At 44.9% G+C, this 19,438-nt stretch carries 16 protein-coding genes; 3 read left to right on the forward strand and 13 right to left on the reverse strand.

What is annotated here, in order from left to right; translation table 11 throughout:
- Nucleotides 1–4: 4 nt before the first annotated feature.
- The 12 genes from JKP82_RS18420 to gltB all read right to left on the reverse strand — a co-directional run bounded on the left by JKP82_RS18420 (nt 5) and on the right by gltB (nt 12,528).
- A complete protein-coding gene (locus JKP82_RS18420) occupies nt 5–586 on the reverse strand; it encodes a GNAT family N-acetyltransferase (protein ID WP_218398201.1) in 582 nt (193 codons plus the stop codon).
- Nucleotides 564–968 carry a DUF2721 domain-containing protein gene (locus JKP82_RS18425; RefSeq protein ID WP_159532930.1) on the reverse strand — a complete coding sequence of 135 codons (405 nt, stop codon included), beginning with the start codon at nt 966–968 and terminating at the stop codon, nt 564–566. Before JKP82_RS18425 ends, JKP82_RS18420 begins: the two co-directional genes overlap by 23 nt.
- Nucleotides 969–1,128: 160 nt before the next feature.
- Entirely contained in the window at nt 1,129–1,533 is a 405-nt protein-coding gene (locus JKP82_RS18430) for a rhodanese-like domain-containing protein (RefSeq protein WP_013782825.1), read from the reverse strand.
- A gap of 47 nt (nt 1,534–1,580) precedes the next feature.
- On the reverse strand, nt 1,581–2,444 hold the full coding sequence (locus JKP82_RS18435; RefSeq protein WP_246604310.1) for a helical backbone metal receptor: 864 nt from the start codon (nt 2,442–2,444) through the stop codon (nt 1,581–1,583).
- 85 nt (nt 2,445–2,529) lie between these two features.
- Nucleotides 2,530–3,498, reverse strand: coding sequence for a cobalamin biosynthesis protein CobD/CbiB (locus tag JKP82_RS18440; protein ID WP_159532926.1), 969 nt, complete (start codon nt 3,496–3,498; stop codon nt 2,530–2,532).
- 6 nt (nt 3,499–3,504) lie between these two features.
- Nucleotides 3,505–4,203, reverse strand: coding sequence for a 5'-methylthioadenosine/adenosylhomocysteine nucleosidase (locus JKP82_RS18445; RefSeq protein WP_159534681.1), 699 nt, complete (start codon nt 4,201–4,203; stop codon nt 3,505–3,507).
- A gap of 191 nt (nt 4,204–4,394) precedes the next feature.
- Complete coding sequence (locus tag JKP82_RS18450; RefSeq protein ID WP_159534679.1) at nt 4,395–4,982, reverse strand: DUF2726 domain-containing protein; 588 nt, start codon at nt 4,980–4,982, stop codon at nt 4,395–4,397.
- Nucleotides 4,983–5,125: 143 nt separating this feature from the next.
- Nucleotides 5,126–5,521, reverse strand: coding sequence for a hypothetical protein (locus JKP82_RS18455; RefSeq protein WP_218398203.1), 396 nt, complete (start codon nt 5,519–5,521; stop codon nt 5,126–5,128).
- Between the two features lie 144 nt (nt 5,522–5,665).
- Entirely contained in the window at nt 5,666–5,890 is a 225-nt protein-coding gene (locus tag JKP82_RS18460) for a helix-turn-helix transcriptional regulator (RefSeq protein WP_159532922.1), read from the reverse strand.
- Nucleotides 5,890–6,357 carry a hypothetical protein gene (locus JKP82_RS18465; RefSeq protein ID WP_159532920.1) on the reverse strand — a complete coding sequence of 156 codons (468 nt, stop codon included), beginning with the start codon at nt 6,355–6,357 and terminating at the stop codon, nt 5,890–5,892. The genes JKP82_RS18460 and JKP82_RS18465 overlap by 1 nt, the downstream gene beginning before the upstream one ends.
- A 274-nt stretch (nt 6,358–6,631) precedes the next feature.
- Complete coding sequence (locus tag JKP82_RS18470; RefSeq protein WP_159532918.1) at nt 6,632–8,047, reverse strand: glutamate synthase small subunit GltD family protein; 1,416 nt, start codon at nt 8,045–8,047, stop codon at nt 6,632–6,634.
- A gap of 14 nt (nt 8,048–8,061) precedes the next feature.
- Complete coding sequence (gene gltB / locus JKP82_RS18475; protein WP_159532916.1) at nt 8,062–12,528, reverse strand: glutamate synthase large subunit; 4,467 nt, start codon at nt 12,526–12,528, stop codon at nt 8,062–8,064.
- A gap of 650 nt (nt 12,529–13,178) precedes the next feature.
- Between gltB and arcB the strand changes: the two genes are divergently transcribed.
- From arcB to JKP82_RS18490, 3 genes are all read left to right on the forward strand, one after another.
- Complete coding sequence (gene arcB / locus JKP82_RS18480) at nt 13,179–15,536, forward strand: aerobic respiration two-component sensor histidine kinase ArcB (protein ID WP_218398204.1); 2,358 nt, start codon at nt 13,179–13,181, stop codon at nt 15,534–15,536.
- An 81-nt stretch (nt 15,537–15,617) separates the two neighbouring features.
- Nucleotides 15,618–16,196 carry a PH domain-containing protein gene (locus JKP82_RS18485; protein ID WP_218398206.1) on the forward strand — a complete coding sequence of 193 codons (579 nt, stop codon included), beginning with the start codon at nt 15,618–15,620 and terminating at the stop codon, nt 16,194–16,196.
- Nucleotides 16,196–17,896, forward strand: coding sequence for a PH domain-containing protein (locus JKP82_RS18490; protein ID WP_218398208.1), 1,701 nt, complete (start codon nt 16,196–16,198; stop codon nt 17,894–17,896). Before JKP82_RS18485 ends, JKP82_RS18490 begins: the two co-directional genes overlap by 1 nt.
- 63 nt (nt 17,897–17,959) lie before the next feature.
- On the opposite strand, the gene prpF is transcribed toward JKP82_RS18490, so the two are convergent.
- Entirely contained in the window at nt 17,960–19,141 is a 1,182-nt protein-coding gene (gene prpF / locus JKP82_RS18495; protein ID WP_218398209.1) for a 2-methylaconitate cis-trans isomerase PrpF, read from the reverse strand.
- Nucleotides 19,142–19,438 lie beyond the last annotated feature (297 nt).

Here is a 19,438-nt window from a genome sequence, read left to right on the forward strand (position 1 = left end):
GGCTTTAAGAAAACCGTAATATCATTTCTGCGCCTTCACATTCGCAGGTTTCAGGGCACACAGGGCAATCGTAACCTTCATGTATAGACTCATAGCGCCATTTGTTCGGGTGCTTCTTAATAAGTTCGCCGCCGTTTTTAGTAAAGTATTTAAACGCACTATTACCCGGGCTTGAAAGCCAAATATGAGCAAGTCCTGCTTCAGCGCCTTGCGCTTTGGCCGCGCTCACCGACTTGGCTAATAAGGTACTTCCAATACCGGCCCCTTGCATAGCGGGCGATACCGTATTGCATTTGAAATAGCATACTTTGTCGGCTTCTACCGGCCATAGTTCTGGGCTGCACCATTTATCACACTGCCACTGTGAATGAGCGTAGGTAATACGAAAGCCCACAATGTCGTCCCCACAATAGCTCACTAAGCTAGCATTAATATTGTTGTGCCAGCTTTTGTCATACATGGCTTTTAACGTGTCAGGCATCAGGTAATTTTCACCCTGAACCTCATTGCCTAAGCGTATAACATCATCAAAATGTTCGGGTGCTAAAGGTAGGTACGTAACGCTATTTAGATTTGGAAGTGTCATGTTGCTCTTTCATACCATCAAGGTGAAAATCTAATGCTTCTACGGAAATAAGTATTTCTTTTACCGACATCCAAAGTGAATACAGAAGAGACACTAAGCTCAATGCAAATATCCAATTACCCACTTGTTGATAAGTAAGGTAAATCGCCAGCATAGATACGACACACAAAAAGAAGCTGCCAACTCCCGCAATTTGCATACGCTTAATAAGCTGAATACGAAGCCTCAAATTCTTGATTTGGGCCAGGGTATTGTCGTCACGCTCTTCTTTTGAAAAGTTACGAATAAGCGTAGCAAGGGTTAAAAAACGGTTTGTATAAGCCAGTAACAGCAATGAAATTGCTGGAAAAAGCATAGCGGGTGTTGCGAGGTCTATTTTCATGAATTGTCTGTCACCTTAGTGAATGCGTGTCAGTGTATCAAAAACGTAGGGTTATTGTCGTGTGATAGTGGAGAGTGCTGTAGGGGAGAGTTTGGCTGGCAGTTAAAAGCGAAACGCAGCTGCAAATAGCTATATTTGCAGAGGCTATAATTACGGAAAGTTACATTCTGTCGATTGGCATTTGAGAGGCATTCCAGCCTAGCATGTCACCTTCTAAATGCATGACTTCAGAAAAGTCTAAGTCTTTTAGAAACTTCATAGCAAGTTTAGCCTGAGTACCAGATTGACAATAAATAATAATAGGCTTGTCTTTATGGCCTTCTAGCTCGGTAAGATAATCGTTAATATTTTCATGAGGCATATTGATGGCGCCTGGAATGTGTCCATCAGCAAAGTCGCTTGGAGAACGCACGTCGATAAGCATCCAGTCATTGTTTTTAACCCGCTCAATAAGGTACGGGGAAGCCGCAACCGATACTTGAGAGGTTGCTTTCGCTGTGCATTGCATTGACACAAATAACGTGACTGCAACAACGACGAGAAACAAGACTAAAACGATTCGCATGAATAACCTTCAGAAATAAAACAAGGTTATTATACCTTGTGGAATTGCTAGTTGATACCCTTACACAGTGTTTTTAGTTCATTAATTAACCGCAGTGAGAACCTGCTGGTAATGTCTGGATTAACCGCAATCAAGGGGGCTGACAAAAAACGGCGGTGGGCAAGCCAAAATTGCTCAAGATCGGACGCTGGCTGATTGCTAGCGGCCACCAAAGTAAAAGGCTGCCTAGATAATACTTCTTGTACCGAAACTTGCGGGTAATCGACCGGGCTGTCGGCAAATAGGGTTTGCGCACCACATACGTTAAGTAGCTTGTTCGGCCAGGCATTGTCACCTATGGTCATTAGCGGCGATGTCCAAGAGTAATAAAACACCTCTTTATTCGATGGCGTGGCATACTTGGCTCTTAATGCTGCTAAATGGCGCAAAAACTCACTGGTGAGCGCGTTGGCCTTTTCTTCTGTGTTAGTCACTTTGGCTAAACGCATCAATTCAGTGGCAATGTCTTCAATTTCAGTGATTTTGGCTCGAAACACCTTATAACCTAAGCTTTCTAAACGGTGTAAATCTTGCGGTTTGTTGCCTCCTTCCCAGGCTAGGATTAAGGTAGGCTGCAGCGCCATTATCTGGGATAAATCGGCACCTTGATAGTCGGCTACTTTTGGCAATAGCTGTGCTTCATCAGGAAAGTTACTGTAGTCGCTAACGCCAATTAAGTGTGCTTCTAAACCAAGGCTATAAACCCACTCGGTTAAATGAGGTGCGAGAGTGATAATCCGCGGGGCTGATTTGCTGGCTTCTGTATCCTGAATATGTTCATGCTGAGTTTGCTCGTAAATTTGCTCTCCAGCTGAAGTGGAAAGAGGCACTAGTGTGAGTAATATAGCGATTATCAACGAACGCTTCACCATACTGCCCTTACTCAATTTGTTAAATGGCAAAATGCTTATTATAAATGCAGCGTGTTTGCGCAGCATGTGAAATACGCTTTTCACGTTAGAAGACCTCGCTTAGAGTTTGTGTTTGTGCCGCGACTAATAATAAACAGACGCTAGCGATGGCGGTGACCACGGCCATGGCGCCGACTATAGTGCGCTTACTGCGTATCATATCTGAATACTTCACTTGTTCGGCACCACCCAAGCGAGGATAGCGGTATTTTCGTCCATGATAAATTGCAGGGCCGCCCAATTGAATGTTTTGTATTCCCCCAAATAGCGCAAGTAACAAGGAGGTTTTGTCTCGAGCTTTACTTCGTGTTACTGCTCGAATGCCTTTTATGGGGTGAGTGAAAAGAAGCACAGCAACACAACCGAGTAACGCAGGGGGAACCACTAATAACGAAACAAGCTTTCGCACAGGTTTCGCAAAATGCACCATTTTAGGATTTCGATAGTGCCATTGCCACGAGGTGAGTAATAACAAACGGTAGGTTAACGCACCAATAGGCCCTGCCAGCATAAAGTAAAAAATAACGCCGCAATAAAGATATAAAAACTTAAGCCATAGCGATTCAATGGCCGCTTTCGCAATACCAACATCGGTTAATTGGGTGCATTCGCGGGCAACTATAGTGTCTACGGTTTCCCTGGTGAGTACTTTTTTATTTTTTCCTACCGTTTTTAAAATCTTACTGAATTGATGGCGCTGATAGGCAAAGTCGAGCAAGGCAACCATGATCACGGCTTCGAAAAAAACAGGGTATTGGGCCATGTATATGAGTATGGCAAGGCAAATGATTAAAGGGGCCAATAATACAATGGCCGCTAATGAGCCGGAGATATAATGCTGCGATCGAGAGTAGCGTAAAGAGGGAAGAACTTTAAACCCCATCTGCCTAACCAAATAACGCATGAGGGTAAGCGGGTGGCTGCTAAGCGGCCACCGCCAAAGGGCATCTAAAACAACGGCCAACCATAATACCAGCACCGACTGATATGCTGATTGGGTCAGCAATGCTTCCATTTACTGCTACGCCAACGCTTTAATCATAGCCATAACAAGTTGCGCTGAATGTTTTGCTGCAGTATCCAAATATTCTTTAAAACTGACAGTTGATGTCTTACCCGCGATATCAGACAGCGAACGTATGACTAGAAACGGAACGTCAAGCATATGACAGGTTTGCGCTATAGCGGCACCTTCCATCTCGACGGCTTTCATTTCGGGGAAATTTTCACGTAGCGCTTCAACTGCTTCGTCGGTACCGATAAACGAATCGCCAGTACAAATAAGGCCACTGGTAGATTGGATATTTTCTAACTCGCTCGTTGCTGTTTTTGCGGCTTCAATGAGCGTATTGTCACAACGGTAGTCTTCAGGCATGCCAGCACACTGGCCTAGCGTGTAGCCGAAATGGGTTAGATCCACGTCGTGATGGATAACGTGGGTGGCAATCACTAAGTCACCAATGTTTAAGCTTTTATCGAACCCGCCTGCTGAACCTGTGTTTACCACAGCGTCAGGCGCGTACTGTTCAATGAGTACCGTAGTGGCAAGAGCCGCTGCAACTTTTCCGATACCACACTTTACCAGCACAACCTCAACATCATTAAGGTGGCCCTCATAAAAGGTTAAGTGCTTCCATGTGGTTTCTTTAAGGTTTGAAAGTGAAGCTTTAAGTAACGCAACTTCTTCATCCATTGCGCCTAGAATGCCAATTTTTTTTATGCCAGTCTCTTTCATGTCAGTCTCTTTCATGTATATACCGATTTATTCAGATGTTGGGGGAAGCAAAACTTGCTACAGATATGGTAATGAATTGTATAAGGAAATGAGGAAAACTGACAGGAAAAAGCCTTTGTCACCTGCTATTACAGCAATAATGGAGCGCAACAAAGGCTAGGGGAAAATAGTAAGTTTTACGCAGCTGCCACGCGGCTCGATCTTACTGGACGAGTCGGGCGCTTAGTCGGTTCAGGGTTGTGCGTAGGAAGCTGTGACATTTTTTGCTGAATTCTTCTATAAGGAATAAGCTTGTTTTCAAGGCATTCACGAATGTCGTCGACGGTATAGCCCGACTTCACCTTAATTCGAGCATGAGGAACACCTGCCGCATCTAATGCACCTGACACAAACCAATCGCGCTGAGTTTTGTAGCCCTCTTTCCCTTGGTTATGCACAAGGTCGATAGCTAATATCGGGCTCATGTCCTGCTTATCCACCAAGATAAAATCAAGTTGTCGCGATGAGGCTCTAGAAATAGCTTGGCTGGCCGTTTTCTTGTTGGCCGATTGCCTTACTGACACTATGTCACTCAAGCGTACACGGCAAATGATACGAAACTCTCGCCCCATGGCTTGTTCAATAAGGTTTAAAAATGAGTGTTCTACAGGAGTGAAAAGCTGTGGCTTTCGGCGAAAAGGAAACGCTACGCCACCATCTGATAATTTTATGGCGCCTAATGCCACCACAATAAGTAACATCATTAAAATAATTGCCAGTTCCATCATATTCCTCGCATATCAACGTGTAATGCGCGTCATAAAAATGACGCTTTTTTTGACACCACTGTGGTTCTTTACGGAATTTGCAAAGGCAGTGCCACATTGAACAAGGAGAGGAGCTAGGCGGAAATAAACCTTAAGGCAGGTTATGGCTTACTAATGATAAGTACATCTACTTGCGTGCCCATATTATCCGGTGACACCACAATACGAACCGAATCATCTGTTGCTGCAAGCATAGTGCGTTGGTTAACCGCAGGTTTTCTGACAAATTGCGGATAGGCATTTTGATAGAAGGCGATAACCTCTTCAGGTGCATACTTAGTAAAATAGACCAAGCTAGCTGGCATGCCCTCGTCGAATTGCTGACACTGACGTGCATTGGTCATTAGCGAGACGTCAAAAAAGGACGTAGGGCAAGACTGGGTAACAGGTACATTTAATGAACTGTTTGCGGTCACAGTATCGGCTAACGCGTGGTTCGCCATTGCTAGCCCGCCAAGTAAAATTATATTGATGCTTTTACGTAAACCGCTTGTCATTATTCTTGTTAACCAGTATTCACTCTTTATATCGATAATAGTGGGCTAACTATATAAGAGCAATAGATAAATAGTTGCACAAGGTATGTTCATAGCATGATGGGTATAGGGTGAAAACTATTGTGAACTGAGTTATCAATGCCACTATGTATTCTCTGTCGAATACTGAAACACCTCATTAAACGGTTTATCAAAGACCAAAGCAATTTTGAACGCCACTTCAAGTGATGGAGAGTATTTTCCTTTCTCGATCGCCATAACGGTTTGGCGTGTAACACCCACTTTCGACGCAAGTTCCTGCTGTGTCATTTCGTCTGAAAGAAAGCGCAAAGTTCTTATGTTATTGGTAATGATGTAATTATCAGTCATTAACTTTCTTTCCGGTAATAGTAAAGCTCAGTACCAAACCGGGTGACTTCCGATAACCAAAAAATCAGTACTAACTTCAGCTCAATAGGTGCAAGAGCATAATTGGTGTAGCTATTTTGCGCGTCAAAATCGATGTTACTGTTGATCATTTGTTGTATCACGCAGCTCACAATACCTACTGACAGTACCCAATAACCCGCATTATTCGCGGTAAGTCGATGATAACGCTCTCGTTCATCTTCAGGTGTATTGGCATCTTCTTGCTGGCTCATGGCTAACGCAATATGTAACGCTACCTCTAAGATAATGAAGGCAATAGTAATTCGCATGATGAGGGCGGTGGTGGTATCTAGGCTAGTATTTGGTTGCAAAAACATAAGTGTATATACGCTATCTCCATAAATAGAGGCGATCACCGCAGATACTAACAAAGACACCCACAAACTCTTCTCTCTGAACGAAATCATTATCTTTCTCCATGCCCTAGTAATGGTGGTTAAATTTTACTTTGTGTACGCTAAATTTAACTCAATGTTAAATATACTATACATTAGTGCTTGTAGAAAGCTAGCGGTAGGTTGTTACAAAGTTTGTTGTAGGTGAAGGTGCCCTGAGCGGATTTCTTTACAGCTTTAGATATACTGGCCACAAAAAAGCTCGCCTAAGCGAGCTTTTAAATAGATTACATACAACGAGGTACGGTTAACGTGCTGTTTTACACGTGGATATTAAACGCTAATATTAAACGCCGATGTAATCCATGATACCGTCAGCGGCTTTTCTGCCTTCGTCGATAGCGGTAACCACAAGGTCACTACCACGTACCATATCACCGCCCGCAAAGATTTTAGGGTGCGATGTTTGGAAAGCAAACTTACCAGCAGCAGGAGCGCGTACGCGGCCTTTTTCATCTAGCATAATGCCGAACTCAGCAAACCAAGGGGCAGGGCTAGGTTGGAAACCAAACGCGATAATGATCGCATCAGCTTCAACCACATGCTCAGAGCCTTCAATTTCAACTGGGCGACGACGCCCGTTGATATCCGGTGGACCCATCTCGGTTTTTACGAATTTAACACCGCAAGCTTTGCCTTCGCTATCAACAGCAATATCTAAAGGTTGAATGTTGAACATAAATTCAACCCCTTCTTCTTTGGCGTTAACCACTTCACGGCGAGAGCCAGGCATGCTTTCTTCGTCACGTCGATATGCACACACTACCCGGTCGGCTTCTTGACGAATAGACGTACGTACACAGTCCATGGTGGTATCACCACCACCAAGTACTACTACGCGCTTACCTTTCATATCAACAAAGTCGGCTTCGTCTTTTTCAAGGCCCATCACGCGATTTGTATTTGAAATAAGGAAGGGCAGAGCATCGTGAACACCGTGTACATGTTCATTTTCAAAGCCGCCTTGCATCGATTTATACGTACCCATGCCTAAGAACACAGCGTCGTAATCATCTAACAGTTTTTGCATTTCAATGTCTTTACCAATTTCAGTGTTAAGTACAAACTCAACACCCATGTCGGTAAAGATTTCGCGGCGAAGCTTAATCACATCTTTTTCAAGCTTAAACGATGGAATACCGAAGGTTAGCAAGCCACCAATTTCTTCGTACTTGTCGAATACCACGGGCTTTACGCCGTTACGAACAAGAATATCAGCACAGGCTAATCCAGCTGGGCCCGCACCTACAATAGCGACTTTCTTGTCTGTCCACACTACGTCAGACATATCTGGGCGCCAGCCCATTTTAAACGCGGTATCGGTAATGTATTTTTCAATACTACCAATGGTTACCGCGCCGAAGTCGTCATTTAGGGTACATGCACCTTCGCAGAGTCTGTCCTGAGGACAAACGCGGCCACATACTTCTGGCAAACTATTGGTTTTGTGCGACAACTCAGCCGCCTCAATAATACGACCTTCATTGGCAAGGTCTAACCATTGAGGAATGTAGTTGTGTACTGGGCACTTCCATTCGCAATACGGGTTACCGCAGTCCAAGCAGCGATCTGCTTGGCCTTCGGTTTGTGACTGACTTAACGGCTGATAAATTTCAGCGAACTCGTGTTTACGCACCATGATCGGCTTTTTCGGCGGATCGATACGTTCAACATCGACAAACTGGTATACGTTCTTTGCCATAAACTTTTCTCCTCCTACTGAGCCTGAATGCGCAATTCTGCGCTTGAACGACTGATGTGACCTAATAGGTTTTTCACATCACTGGTCTTCGGCTTAATAAGCTTGAAGCGTTTCAGCGTTGCCGCGAAATCGGTCAGCAAGCCTAACGAATGGTCGCTGCCAGTTTCTTCGTAATGCTGATTAATAAGACCACGTAAGTGCTCTACTAAAATCGCTTTACCGTCAACAGGCATAATCTCAATAAGGTCTTGGTTTACACGGTTATCTAGGTCGTCGTTGTCGTCCATAAGGTACGCAAATCCACCTGTCATACCGGCACCGAAGTTCACGCCTACAGGGCCAAGTACTGCAACAATACCACCGGTCATGTATTCACAACCGTTGTCACCAATACCTTCAACTACCGCAATAGCACCTGAGTTACGTACACCAAAACGCTCACCTGCACGGCCTGCAGCAAATAATTTACCGCCAGTTGCACCGTATAAGCAGGTATTACCCATAATGGCACTTTCATGCGCATTGTAAGTCATGTTTCTTGGTGGATGAATAACAAGCTTACCGCCAGTCATTCCTTTACCTACGTAATCGTTTGCGTCACCTTCAAGGTGCATGTGCAAGCCGCCAGCATTCCACACACCAAAACTTTGACCAGCAGTACCGGTAAGATTCACTTTAATAGGCGTATCTTCAAAGTCGTGGTTACCATGGTGCTTAGCAATTTCACCCGATAACAAAGCACCTACCGAACGGTCGGTGTTGCGAACAGGGTATTTCAATTCAAGAGACTCGCCGTCAACAACCGCTTGTTGCGCGTCTTTAAGCATTTGTGCGTTTAGCACACCTTTATCAACGGGTTCATTGGTGGTTTGTGAACAGAATAAACGGGTATGTTCACCTGCTTTCGGTCTTACCAACAATGGCGTTAAATCAAGGCGGTTTTGCTTCGCAGTCACACCGTCAATCACTTTTAATAGCTCAGTACGGCCAACAAGGTCGTCAAACTTGGTCACGCCAAGGGCAGCCATAATTTCACGTACTTCTTGGGCAATAAACTTAAAGTAGTTCATAACCATGTCTGGCAAACCAATGAAGTGGTCGTCACGAAGCTTTTGATCTTGTGTTGCTACACCGGTTGCACAGTTGTTCAAGTGACAAATACGTAAGTACTTACACCCTAACGCCACCATAGGCCCAGTACCAAAACCGAAGCTTTCAGCACCTAAAATACCCGCTTTCACTACGTCTAAACCTGTTTTAAGGCCGCCGTCAGTTTGAACGCGTACTTTATGGCGAAGGCCGTTTTCAATGAGCGCTTGCTGTGTTTCAGACAAACCTAATTCGAACGGGCTTCCAGCATATTTAACCGACGTAAGTGGGCTTGCACCTGTACCGCCATCGTAACCTGACACCGTAATAAGATCTGCATAGGCTTTTGCTACACCGGTAGCAATAGTTCCTACACCAGGTTCAGACACTAACTTCACTGAAATAAGTGCAGTTGGGTTCACCTGTTTCAAATCGAAAATAAGCTGGGCTAAATCTTCAATTGAATATATATCGTGGTGCGGTGGAGGCGAAATAAGGGTTACACCAGGCACTGAGAAACGTAACTGTGCAATATACTTATTCACTTTGTCGCCAGGTAACTGACCACCTTCACCAGGCTTCGCGCCCTGTGCCACTTTAATTTGAATAACATTCGCATTTACTAAGTAATGCGGTGTTACCCCAAAGCGACCAGAAGCAACCTGCTTAATTTTCGAGTTCTTTTCAGTACCAAAGCGCGATGGATGTTCACCACCTTCACCGGAGTTAGACTGTCCGCCTAAACGGTTCATGGCAATCGCTAACGCTTCGTGTGCTTCAGGGCTTAATGCCCCAATTGACATAGCGGCTGTATCAAAACGCGGGAATAAGTTCTGTGCGTCTTCAACTTCGCTAATATCAACCGGCTCGCTTTGTGGGTCGAGCGCTAGCAGGTCACGAATGTGCGCAGGAGAGCGCTCGTTGACCAGTTTCGCATACTGCTGGTAATCGCTGTATTCGCCGCTCATTACTGCTTTTTGCAGTGTGCTGACTACATCTGGGTTATACGCATGGTATTCGCCGCCGTGTACATACTTAAGCAAACCACCGTGATCAACAGGCTTACGTTTTAACCAAGCCACGCGGTTTAGATTAACCGTATCTTGTTGGAAATCGTCGAAATCAGCACCTTGAAGGCGCGAGGTAACACCTCTGAAACACAGTTCCATTACCGCATCGTTAATACCGATAGCTTCGAATAATTTCGAACTACGGTAACTTGCCACGGTACTGATACCCATTTTCGACATTATTTTGTACAAACCTTTATTGATACCTTTACGGTAGTTCAACGTGGCTTGCATAGGTGAAATGTCGAGTTCGCCTTTCTCACAAAGCTGTTCAATGGTTTCGTAGGCTAAGAACGGATACACCGCTGTAGCACCTAAACCAATGAGTACGGCAAAGTGATGTGGGTCACGGGCACTGGCGGTTTCAATGACTACGTTCGCGTCGCATCGTAGTGATTTATCAACTAAACGGCGCTGTACTGCACCAACGGCCATAGCAGCTGGAATAGGTAAGCGGTTTTGTCTGATATTGCGATCGGATAAAATCACGAACGCCGCACGCTTTTGTTTAACTAAGTGCTCTACTTCGTTACAAATACGCTCGATGGCTTTTTTCAAACCTTCTTGCGGTTGGTACTGAAGTTCAACCACTTCTGAATAGTAATTATCAGGGTTAAATTCACGTAGCTGTTTTAAGTCGGTATACATCAGTATTGGCGAGTTAAACAATACGCGGTCTGCATAACCTGAGGTTTCGCTGAATACGTTTTGCTCGCGGCCAATACAGGTGGCTAGCGACATTACGTGGTTTTCACGTAATGGATCGATAGGCGGGTTAGTTACCTGTGCAAACTGCTGACGGAAGTAATCGTAAACGGTACGCTGGCGTGAAGACATAACCGCCATTGGCGTATCATCACCCATAGAGCCAACGGCTTCTTGACCGTCTTTCGCAAGTACTTTAATAACTTGCTGAATTTCTTCATAGCTATAGCTGAACTGCTTATGGAATACCGAAATGGTGTCGTCATCAAAAACGCGTTTTCCAATCAGTGAAGCATCTAGCTTTTCAATAGGCGTTAAATGACGAATATGTTTATCGAGCCACTCTTTATATGGGTGACGCGCTTTTAACTCTTCATCAATTTCAGTGGAACGCCAGATTTTACCTGTGTAGGTATCAACCGCTAGCATTTCACCTGGGCCTACGCGGCCTTTTTCAATAACGTCAGCTTCTTCGTAATCCCAAATACCCACTTCTGAGGCAAGGGTAATGAAGCCATTTTTGGTGATAACGTAACGGGCAGGGCGAAGACCATTTCGGTCTAGGTTACATGCCACGTGGCGGCCGTTCGTTAATACGATACCGGCAGGGCCATCCCACGGTTCCATATGCATCGAGTTGAACTCGTAAAATGCACGTAGGTCGTCATCCATGGTTTTGTTATTTTGATAAGCAGGTGGCACTAATAAACGCATGGCACGGAACAAATCCATCCCACCGGCTAAGAATAGCTCAAGCATGTTATCAAGTGACGATGAATCAGAACCTTCGGTATTAACAAAAGGAGCTGCTTCTTTCAAATCAGGAATAAGCGGCGTAGCAAATTTAGAGGCACGTGCCATTGCCCAATCTCGGTTGCCTTTAATGGTGTTAATTTCACCATTGTGCGCCAAGAAACGGAACGGTTGCGCGAGTGGCCAGCGTGGTAACGTATTGGTTGAAAAGCGCTGATGGAATACACAAATAGCACTTTGCAGACGTTCGTCGGCTAAATCTAAATAGAAGGCAGGTAAGTCTTTCGGCATTACCAAGCCTTTGTAAATGGTTACCAAGCCAGATAGGCAGGCAACATAAAAATCAGGATCGCTTTCAAGGCGCTTTTCAGCGCGGCGACGCACCATATAAAGGCGGCGTTCAAGATCGCGCTTGCGCCAACCTGCTGGTGCATTCACAAATACTTGTTCTATTTGTGGCACGCCGGTAAGAGCAAGTTCACCCAATACAGAGCGATCGACAGGCACTTCGCGCCAGCCAACAACACTAAGGGTTTCTTTTTCAAGTTCTTCATTCAACACCTCACGCGCAGTTTGCGCAAGGGCCTGGTCCTGGCTTAGAAAGATCATGCCAACGCCGTATTTTTTGCTGAGTTTCCAGCCATTTTCTGCGGCGATAGTATGGAAGAACGCATCCGGTTTCTGCAGTAGTAAACCACAGCCGTCTCCGGTTTTCCCGTCAGCGGCAATACCGCCTCGATGCTGCATACGGTCTAAACCGTGAATAGCGGTTTCTACTAGCGTATGGCTAGCTTCTCCGTGGGTATGGGCGATTAAGCCAAATCCACAGTTATCCCGGGAATCGTTGGGGTTGTATAAACTCATCTCTTAACTCCTTCAACCTTTGACTGGGGCAAGGTGTGCGTTGCGTGTAGATGCGCCTAGGTATTGCGTATCACAACATTGTTCAGACGTCTTTTGTCGAGCTGGCACTATTACCGCTCTATGCGCCTTTTCTTGTCGTTATTTATTATTAGAGGATTCCAGTCGTGTTCCGCATTTTTATGCATTATTGCTTTGCGGGGCGTACAAAATACCTATATTGATATGTAAAATCAAACGCTAAAGCAGGGGGTATAACAAAGATTTAGCATATAGTTTAAAATATTCACTATTTTCATAGTGTTAAACTTATAAATTCATGTTTGTAACAAAAATGTTATAACCCGATATATCGTCTTATTGGTAGGCATTGAAATTATAGCAAGTATCTTCAAATTGCCAAAAATGAATAAAAATTCATGTTGAGGTGTTTAATATCTAGTCAAGGGCCTGTTTGCTGTATTTTTATGTAGTTGTAAAGCCTTTCTTACACAATATCAGAATCGCACTGCGTTGTACAAAAAATGCACCGCCATAAGTCGGTCCACTTAAACGCACAGCCACCCTTCAATACCTGCGAACTCAGTGAGCATTTCCGTAATGCATAAACCCTGATAGGATATGTCGAAAATAATCCTAAAAATAAGTCGTTCATGCATTCAGATTCTCCAAATGACTCTTGGGCTATTCGCTTTGCACAATTTGTGCAGCGCTTCGGTACGCTTAAGTTAAGTATTCTGTTCGTTGTATTATCGCTGGTATTTACGCTTGGCGGCTCTTACGTAATTCGCGTAAGCATGGGCAGTGCAGTACAACCCGATGACTTTATCAGCGCGGTTATACTCACCATGCTTTCGGCACCTTGGGTGCTGTACTTTTTTAGCGAGCTTATAAAGCAGTTAGAAAACTCACGTACCAATCTTAAAGAAGTGGTAAGTCAACTAGAGCGCTTGCGTGAAGAAGATGTTTTTCTTAACCGTGAGCTGCAAACGAATATCCGCCAATTAAACCACGAAATTGAGCAGCGTAAATTAGCGCAAGAAGAGCGTGAAGCCTTATTTAAAGACTTAGAACGTGAAATTCAGGATAAATCTGAACAAGAAGCGCAAGCCCGCCGTTTATCTACCTTACTTCGTTCGATTATCGATGCTTCGCCAGATCTTATTTACTACCGAAATGAAGAAGGGCGCTTTGCGGGCTGCAACCGTATAGCAGAACTCATGACGGGTAAAACAGAGCAGGAACTGCTTGGCTTAACCCCTACTGATGTTTATGAAGAAGACTTGGCGCGCCAAATCGTCGCCAGTGATCACGAAGTATTAGAAACTAACGCCAGTATTACTGAAGAGTTATGGCTACGCTTTGCCGATGGCCGCCGTCGCTACTTCGAAATGAAGCGAGTTCCATTCTTCGATAAAGAAGGCAACCGTTTAGGCTTGCTATCATTTGGTCGAGACATGACTGAACGTAAACAAGCGGAAAATGCAGCGGCGAAAGCCAGTACCGATAAAACGCGCTTTATTGCGACGATTAGCCATGAACTACGCACGCCGCTAAACGGTATTGTTGGCTTAAGTAGAATGCTGCGCGATACCGAATTAAGCGAAGAGCAATTTAGCTGGGTAAGTACTATTTATGCCAGTGCTATTACGTTAGGCAATATTTTTAACGATATTATCGATTTGGATAAGTTGGATAGAGACAAAGTTGAACTGAGCTTGAAGACTGTATCGCTTCGCGACTTCACCGAAGAGCTAAGCAGTATTATTCGGTTATTAGCGGGTGATAAACAGCTAGAGCTTAAGACCACGATTAAAGAGCCTCTTCCGAGATTAGTTGAAGTAGATGGTACGCGCTTGCGCCAAATTTTGTGGAATATTCTGTTTAACGCAGTGAAGTTCACCCAAAAAGGCCATGTGAGCTTATCGATTGAATCTACCAAACCTGAAAATGACCTCGCGTTCGTCACCTTTGTGATTGAAGATACTGGGGTAGGCATACCTGAAGAAGAGATAGAAAAAATCTTCGCCATGTACTATCAAGTTGATCACCCTGATCATCAATCGGCGACAGGTACCGGTATTGGTTTGGCTATTTGTAAGCAAATGGTCGATTTAATGAAGGGCAATATCAAGGTTACCAGTGTAGTAGGTAAAGGGACGCGCTTTGAAATAGAGCTACCGGTAGAGATATCGAAAAAGCCTATGCAAGTGGCGCAGCTTCAGGTTACTGACTTGAACATTCTACTGGTTGAGGATATTGAACTTAACGTGATGGTTGCCAAAGCCTTGCTTGAAAAAATGGGGCAAAAGGTGGATGTGGCCATGACGGGGCAAGAAGCGATTGATAAAGCCCGCGCGAATCAATACGACTTAATACTGTTAGATATTCAGCTGCCAGATATGACGGGCTTCGACGTGGCCAGTACGCTGCATGAAGAAGACTTAGTAATGCAAACGCCTATTGTGGCACTTACTGCGAACGTGATTAAAAAGCGGGAAGAATATTTGCAAAATGGCATGGACGATATTATTGCCAAGCCCATTAAGAAATCTCGCGTGATTGAGGTGTTTAACGAATTATTCCATGCGCCGCCTGCACCATTAGAAGTTGAAGGTCAGGTAGAGCGCCCACCAGAGCCAAGCAAAATATTAAGTAACATTTTAGATATGGACTTGCTCCAGATGTTAGTGGATACAATAGGCGATGATATGGTGCGAGCAAGTGTGAAAGTGTTCCAGGAGAAAATGCCTGAATACATGGAAATTTTGCAGTTGAGCCTAAGCGCTGATGAGAAATCTGAAGTCTGCTCGCAAGCGCATAAAATTAAAGGTGCGGCAGGCTCAGTAGGGCTTGCTCGTGTTCAGCGTATTGCAAATCAAATTCAACAAGGCGACCATCCAACGTGGTGGCAAAACGTTCATGATTGGGTTGAAGAATTGCAGATGGCGGTACAGCACGACATGAAAGCCTTGCAGGATTGGCTTAATCAGCAGAGAGTAGACGATTAATTCGTTTATAAAATTACGGGGCTGATTAGGCCCCGTTTTTATTTGAAAGTTGATTTCGCGAGTTTACAAGGGGTAGACGTAATGACAATGAGTTCTGATAACGAGACGTTTAGCAACGCTCAGCTAAACGCTATAACAGCTAATGAAAACACGTCTGCATCAGACAAGCCTCAACTTCACCAACTTAATTTAGAAGCTATTTCTCCGCGTTACCGCGTGATTAATATCTCACTGGTTTTTGGCATAGCGTTTGTGCTTATCATGGTGGCTAGTGCGCTACGGTATCAGTCATTTTTCGCGCTACCAGAGCCCTTGGTCGCCGCCTTTCCTTATATTGTTGTGGGCATTTCTGTGCTGGGATGTTTATGGACGACCTATCATTTTTTTGCCGATCCGCTTATTAAATATGCCCTGCGTGAACAAGACTTAAGCTTGCAATCAGGCTTGGTATTTAGGTCGTTATCTTGCCAGCCCATACTTCGCGTTCAACATGTTGAATTAAAACGTGGACCGATTGCGCGCCTAGCGGGTTTAGCTTCTTTGCAGGTTTTTTCGGCTGGTGGTGCAACCCACACGTTTGAAATTCCAGGTATAGAGGTGGAGGTGGCCGAGCGGTTAAGGCAGTTCATACTTGATCATAAAGATGTGAGTGCAAAATAATGGCTTCCCCCGAAGTAGAAACGGCGAAGCCTTCCGAAAGCAGCGCACAAGGGAAAGCCGTTAAGGTTGATACCGGCGAAGGCTGGCGTAGGCTTTCCCCCATTGCCATTGCTTATTTTACCCTTCGCAGCATTAAAAACATGGCACAAGGCGCCATTTACGCCGTACCGGCCATTGCAGTAACGGCCAATATTACCGATAACATTCAATCGCCCAATACCCTTTTAGGCATTGCTGCGATCTTCATTATTTTCTTTTCAAGCGGTGTTGTTAGCTTCTTCATGTACCGCTTTAGAGTAAACAACCAGCATGTTGAAATTCACAGTGGGGTGTTTTCTCGAAGTTACACCAACTTGCCATTTTGGCGTATTCAGAATGTTAAAATTGAATTACCTTTCTACTATCGACCGTTCGGCTTTGCACTCGTAATACTTGATACCGCTGGAAGTGCAGGAGAAGAGGCTAAAATTGTCGCCGTTCCTTTGGCCTATGCTCATGCCTTAAGAAAGCAAGTACTAGCCGAGCATCAAGACTCTCGCCCCCTAGACGCTCGACATAGCGAGGAAGAACATCAAGAGACTGGGCATCAACAAACTGAGCGCCATGCAAGCTCTTATGTAAATGATAGCAATGCTGTTGCTAATATTGCGGTCAACAGTGACCAAAGCAAGCGCTATTTAGAAACCAACGAGGATGGCGAAACCATACTGAATAGGCGCTCTATAACCGATATCGTGATCCACGGAATTACCAACAACCGAGTATGGATTTTATTAGGTGCTGCAGCCCCCTTTTATGACAATGCGTTTGGCTACCTATCAGAGTGGCTGGCTGAAAAGGGCTTGCAGCTAAATCAGCTTGTTGGCGAGCAGACCATAGCGTGGTGGCAGTTTGGCTTGTACGCGTTTGTGATGCTAATGATGGCTATGGCCTTGGTCGCAGTGATTAGTATTGGCGGGGCTCTGTTTACCTTTTACGATTATACATTGTCGCGCCACAACGACAGATATATCCGCAGAAGTGGGTTATTGAATAAACAAGAAGTGAGTATGCGGGCATCCCGCATTCAAGTTATCTCTGCGAAGCAAGATTGGTTAGACAGAATTCTTAAGCGCGTGAACCTGTACTTCGAGCAAAACGCATCAATTGGGCACTCGACCAATGAGCTTATGTCGCCAAACCGACTTATTGTACCTTCTGTGACTGAAGACGAAGCGGATGAGTTAAGCCAAGAAGTCATGCCGCAGAGTAAAATTCGCCGCAGCGACTACCAGTCTATAAGCAAGCGTTACATTTTACACTGGGTGATAGCAGGGCTTTCTATTCCTTTTGTGGTGGGTGCTGGATTCGGTATCTATATAGAACATTTAGATATTACCGCAGGGGTCACTTTTGTTAGCGCAATACTGCTAAGTGTTATTGTGCTTAGATGGTGGCGTTGGGGTGTGGTTAGCGACGGTAAATACATTTATGTAAGGCGAGGGCGCATAGGTGTGGATTACTTATGCTTCGAACCCTACAAAGTTCAGCAGGTAGTGGTAAAGCAAAGTGTGTTCATGAAAAGGCGAAAGCTTGCCACGGTGCAGTTTGTATTAGCATCTGGGGCTATTTCAGTGCCGTTTTTACCTGAAGGTTTTGCGAATGAGTTAGCTAATAACGTGCTATTTGAAGTTGAATCGAAACGAAAGTCTTGGATGTAGCAACGGCTTTTGTTTTAACAGCTAGGCTACTACATCCAGTAATACAGAATCTAATCTAATGGTTTAGCTTTGTTCGGTGGGAACGCGAACCCAGCCTTCCATCAATATGCGAGCGCTTCTGCTCATGACGGCTTGTTCAATGTTCCATTTATCGTTTTCGAAGCTTGCTTTTGCGCCAACACGCAAGGTGCCTGAGGGGTGTCCAAAAACAACCGCTTCACGTTCACTGCCACCAGCAGCAAGGTTCACTAATGTACCCGGAATAGCCGCAGCTGCAGCTATGGCCACAGCGGCTGTCCCCATCATAGCGTGATGCAGCTTACCCATAGACATAGCGCGAACCAGTACATCAATATCATTTCCCAAAATGTCTTTACCACTAGAGGCCTTATAGCCTGTAGGTGGCGCTACCATAGCCACTTTAGGAGTGTGCTGGCGAGAGGCCGCTTCGCCAATATCACTAATTAGCCCCATTTTCACAGCGCCATAAGCACGAATAGCTTCAAATTTGGCAAGGGCGGCATCATCGTTATTAATGTCATCTTGCAGTTCCGTACCCGTGTAGCCAATATCTTCAGCGTTGATGAAAATAGTCGGAATGCCTGCGTTAATCATGGTGGCACTGAAAGAGCCTACATCAGGTACTTCAAGCGTATCGACTAAACGACCGGTAGGAAATATAGCGCCTTCGCCATCGGCTGGGTCGACAAACGCAACCTCAACTTCTGCGGCAGGAAACGTCACCCCGTCTAATTCAAAGTCGCCGGTTTCTTGCACTTCACCATTAGTAATAGGCACCTTGGCAATAATGGCTTTATTGATGTTGGCTTGCCATATATTGACAACAGCAATGCCATTATCTGGAATTTTATTGGCATCGACCAACCCATTATTTATCGCAAATGCGCCCACTGCGGCCGTTAAGTTACCGCAGTTGCCGCTCCAATCTACAAAAGGCTTGTCGATAGAAACTTGACCAAATAAGTAGTCAACATCGTAATCATTGCGCTCACTCTTACTAATAAGCACGGTTTTGCTAGTGCTCGACGTAGCGCCACCCATGCCATCGGTTTGTTTACCGTAAGGGTCTGGACTGCCAATCACACGCAATAAAAGCGCATCTCGCGCCGGCCCAGGCTGCTGCGCCGCTTCGGGTAAATCAGATACGTTAAAGAACACACCTTTACTGGTACCACCGCGCATATAGGTAGCTGGTACACGAATTTGAGGAGCATACTTCGTCATGTTTATTCCTTTTTTGAGTGGTGGCAATGGCTGATTACGATGATTGGTTGCGAGCCGTGATAACGATTAAGCCCCACTTAAAACACACCAATCCATCACCTAAATCCACCACCTAATTAAACGTTGTTGGAGGATGTTAGGGGAACGTAATTTGGGCTCAGGGCCCTCAATACGCATGGATGCAAGTTGGGAGCTTACAACAGCAAGGCAACCAGTCACTCAGCGAAAGCAGCGCTTAAAAATCACTTTCCACAGTTGTATTACAAGTTTTGGCTTAACGTCGTTACACACTAAGGT

The sequence above is a fragment of the Alteromonas lipotrueae genome (genome assembly GCF_019249215.1).
GTDB lineage: Bacteria > Pseudomonadota > Gammaproteobacteria > Enterobacterales > Alteromonadaceae > Alteromonas > Alteromonas lipotrueae.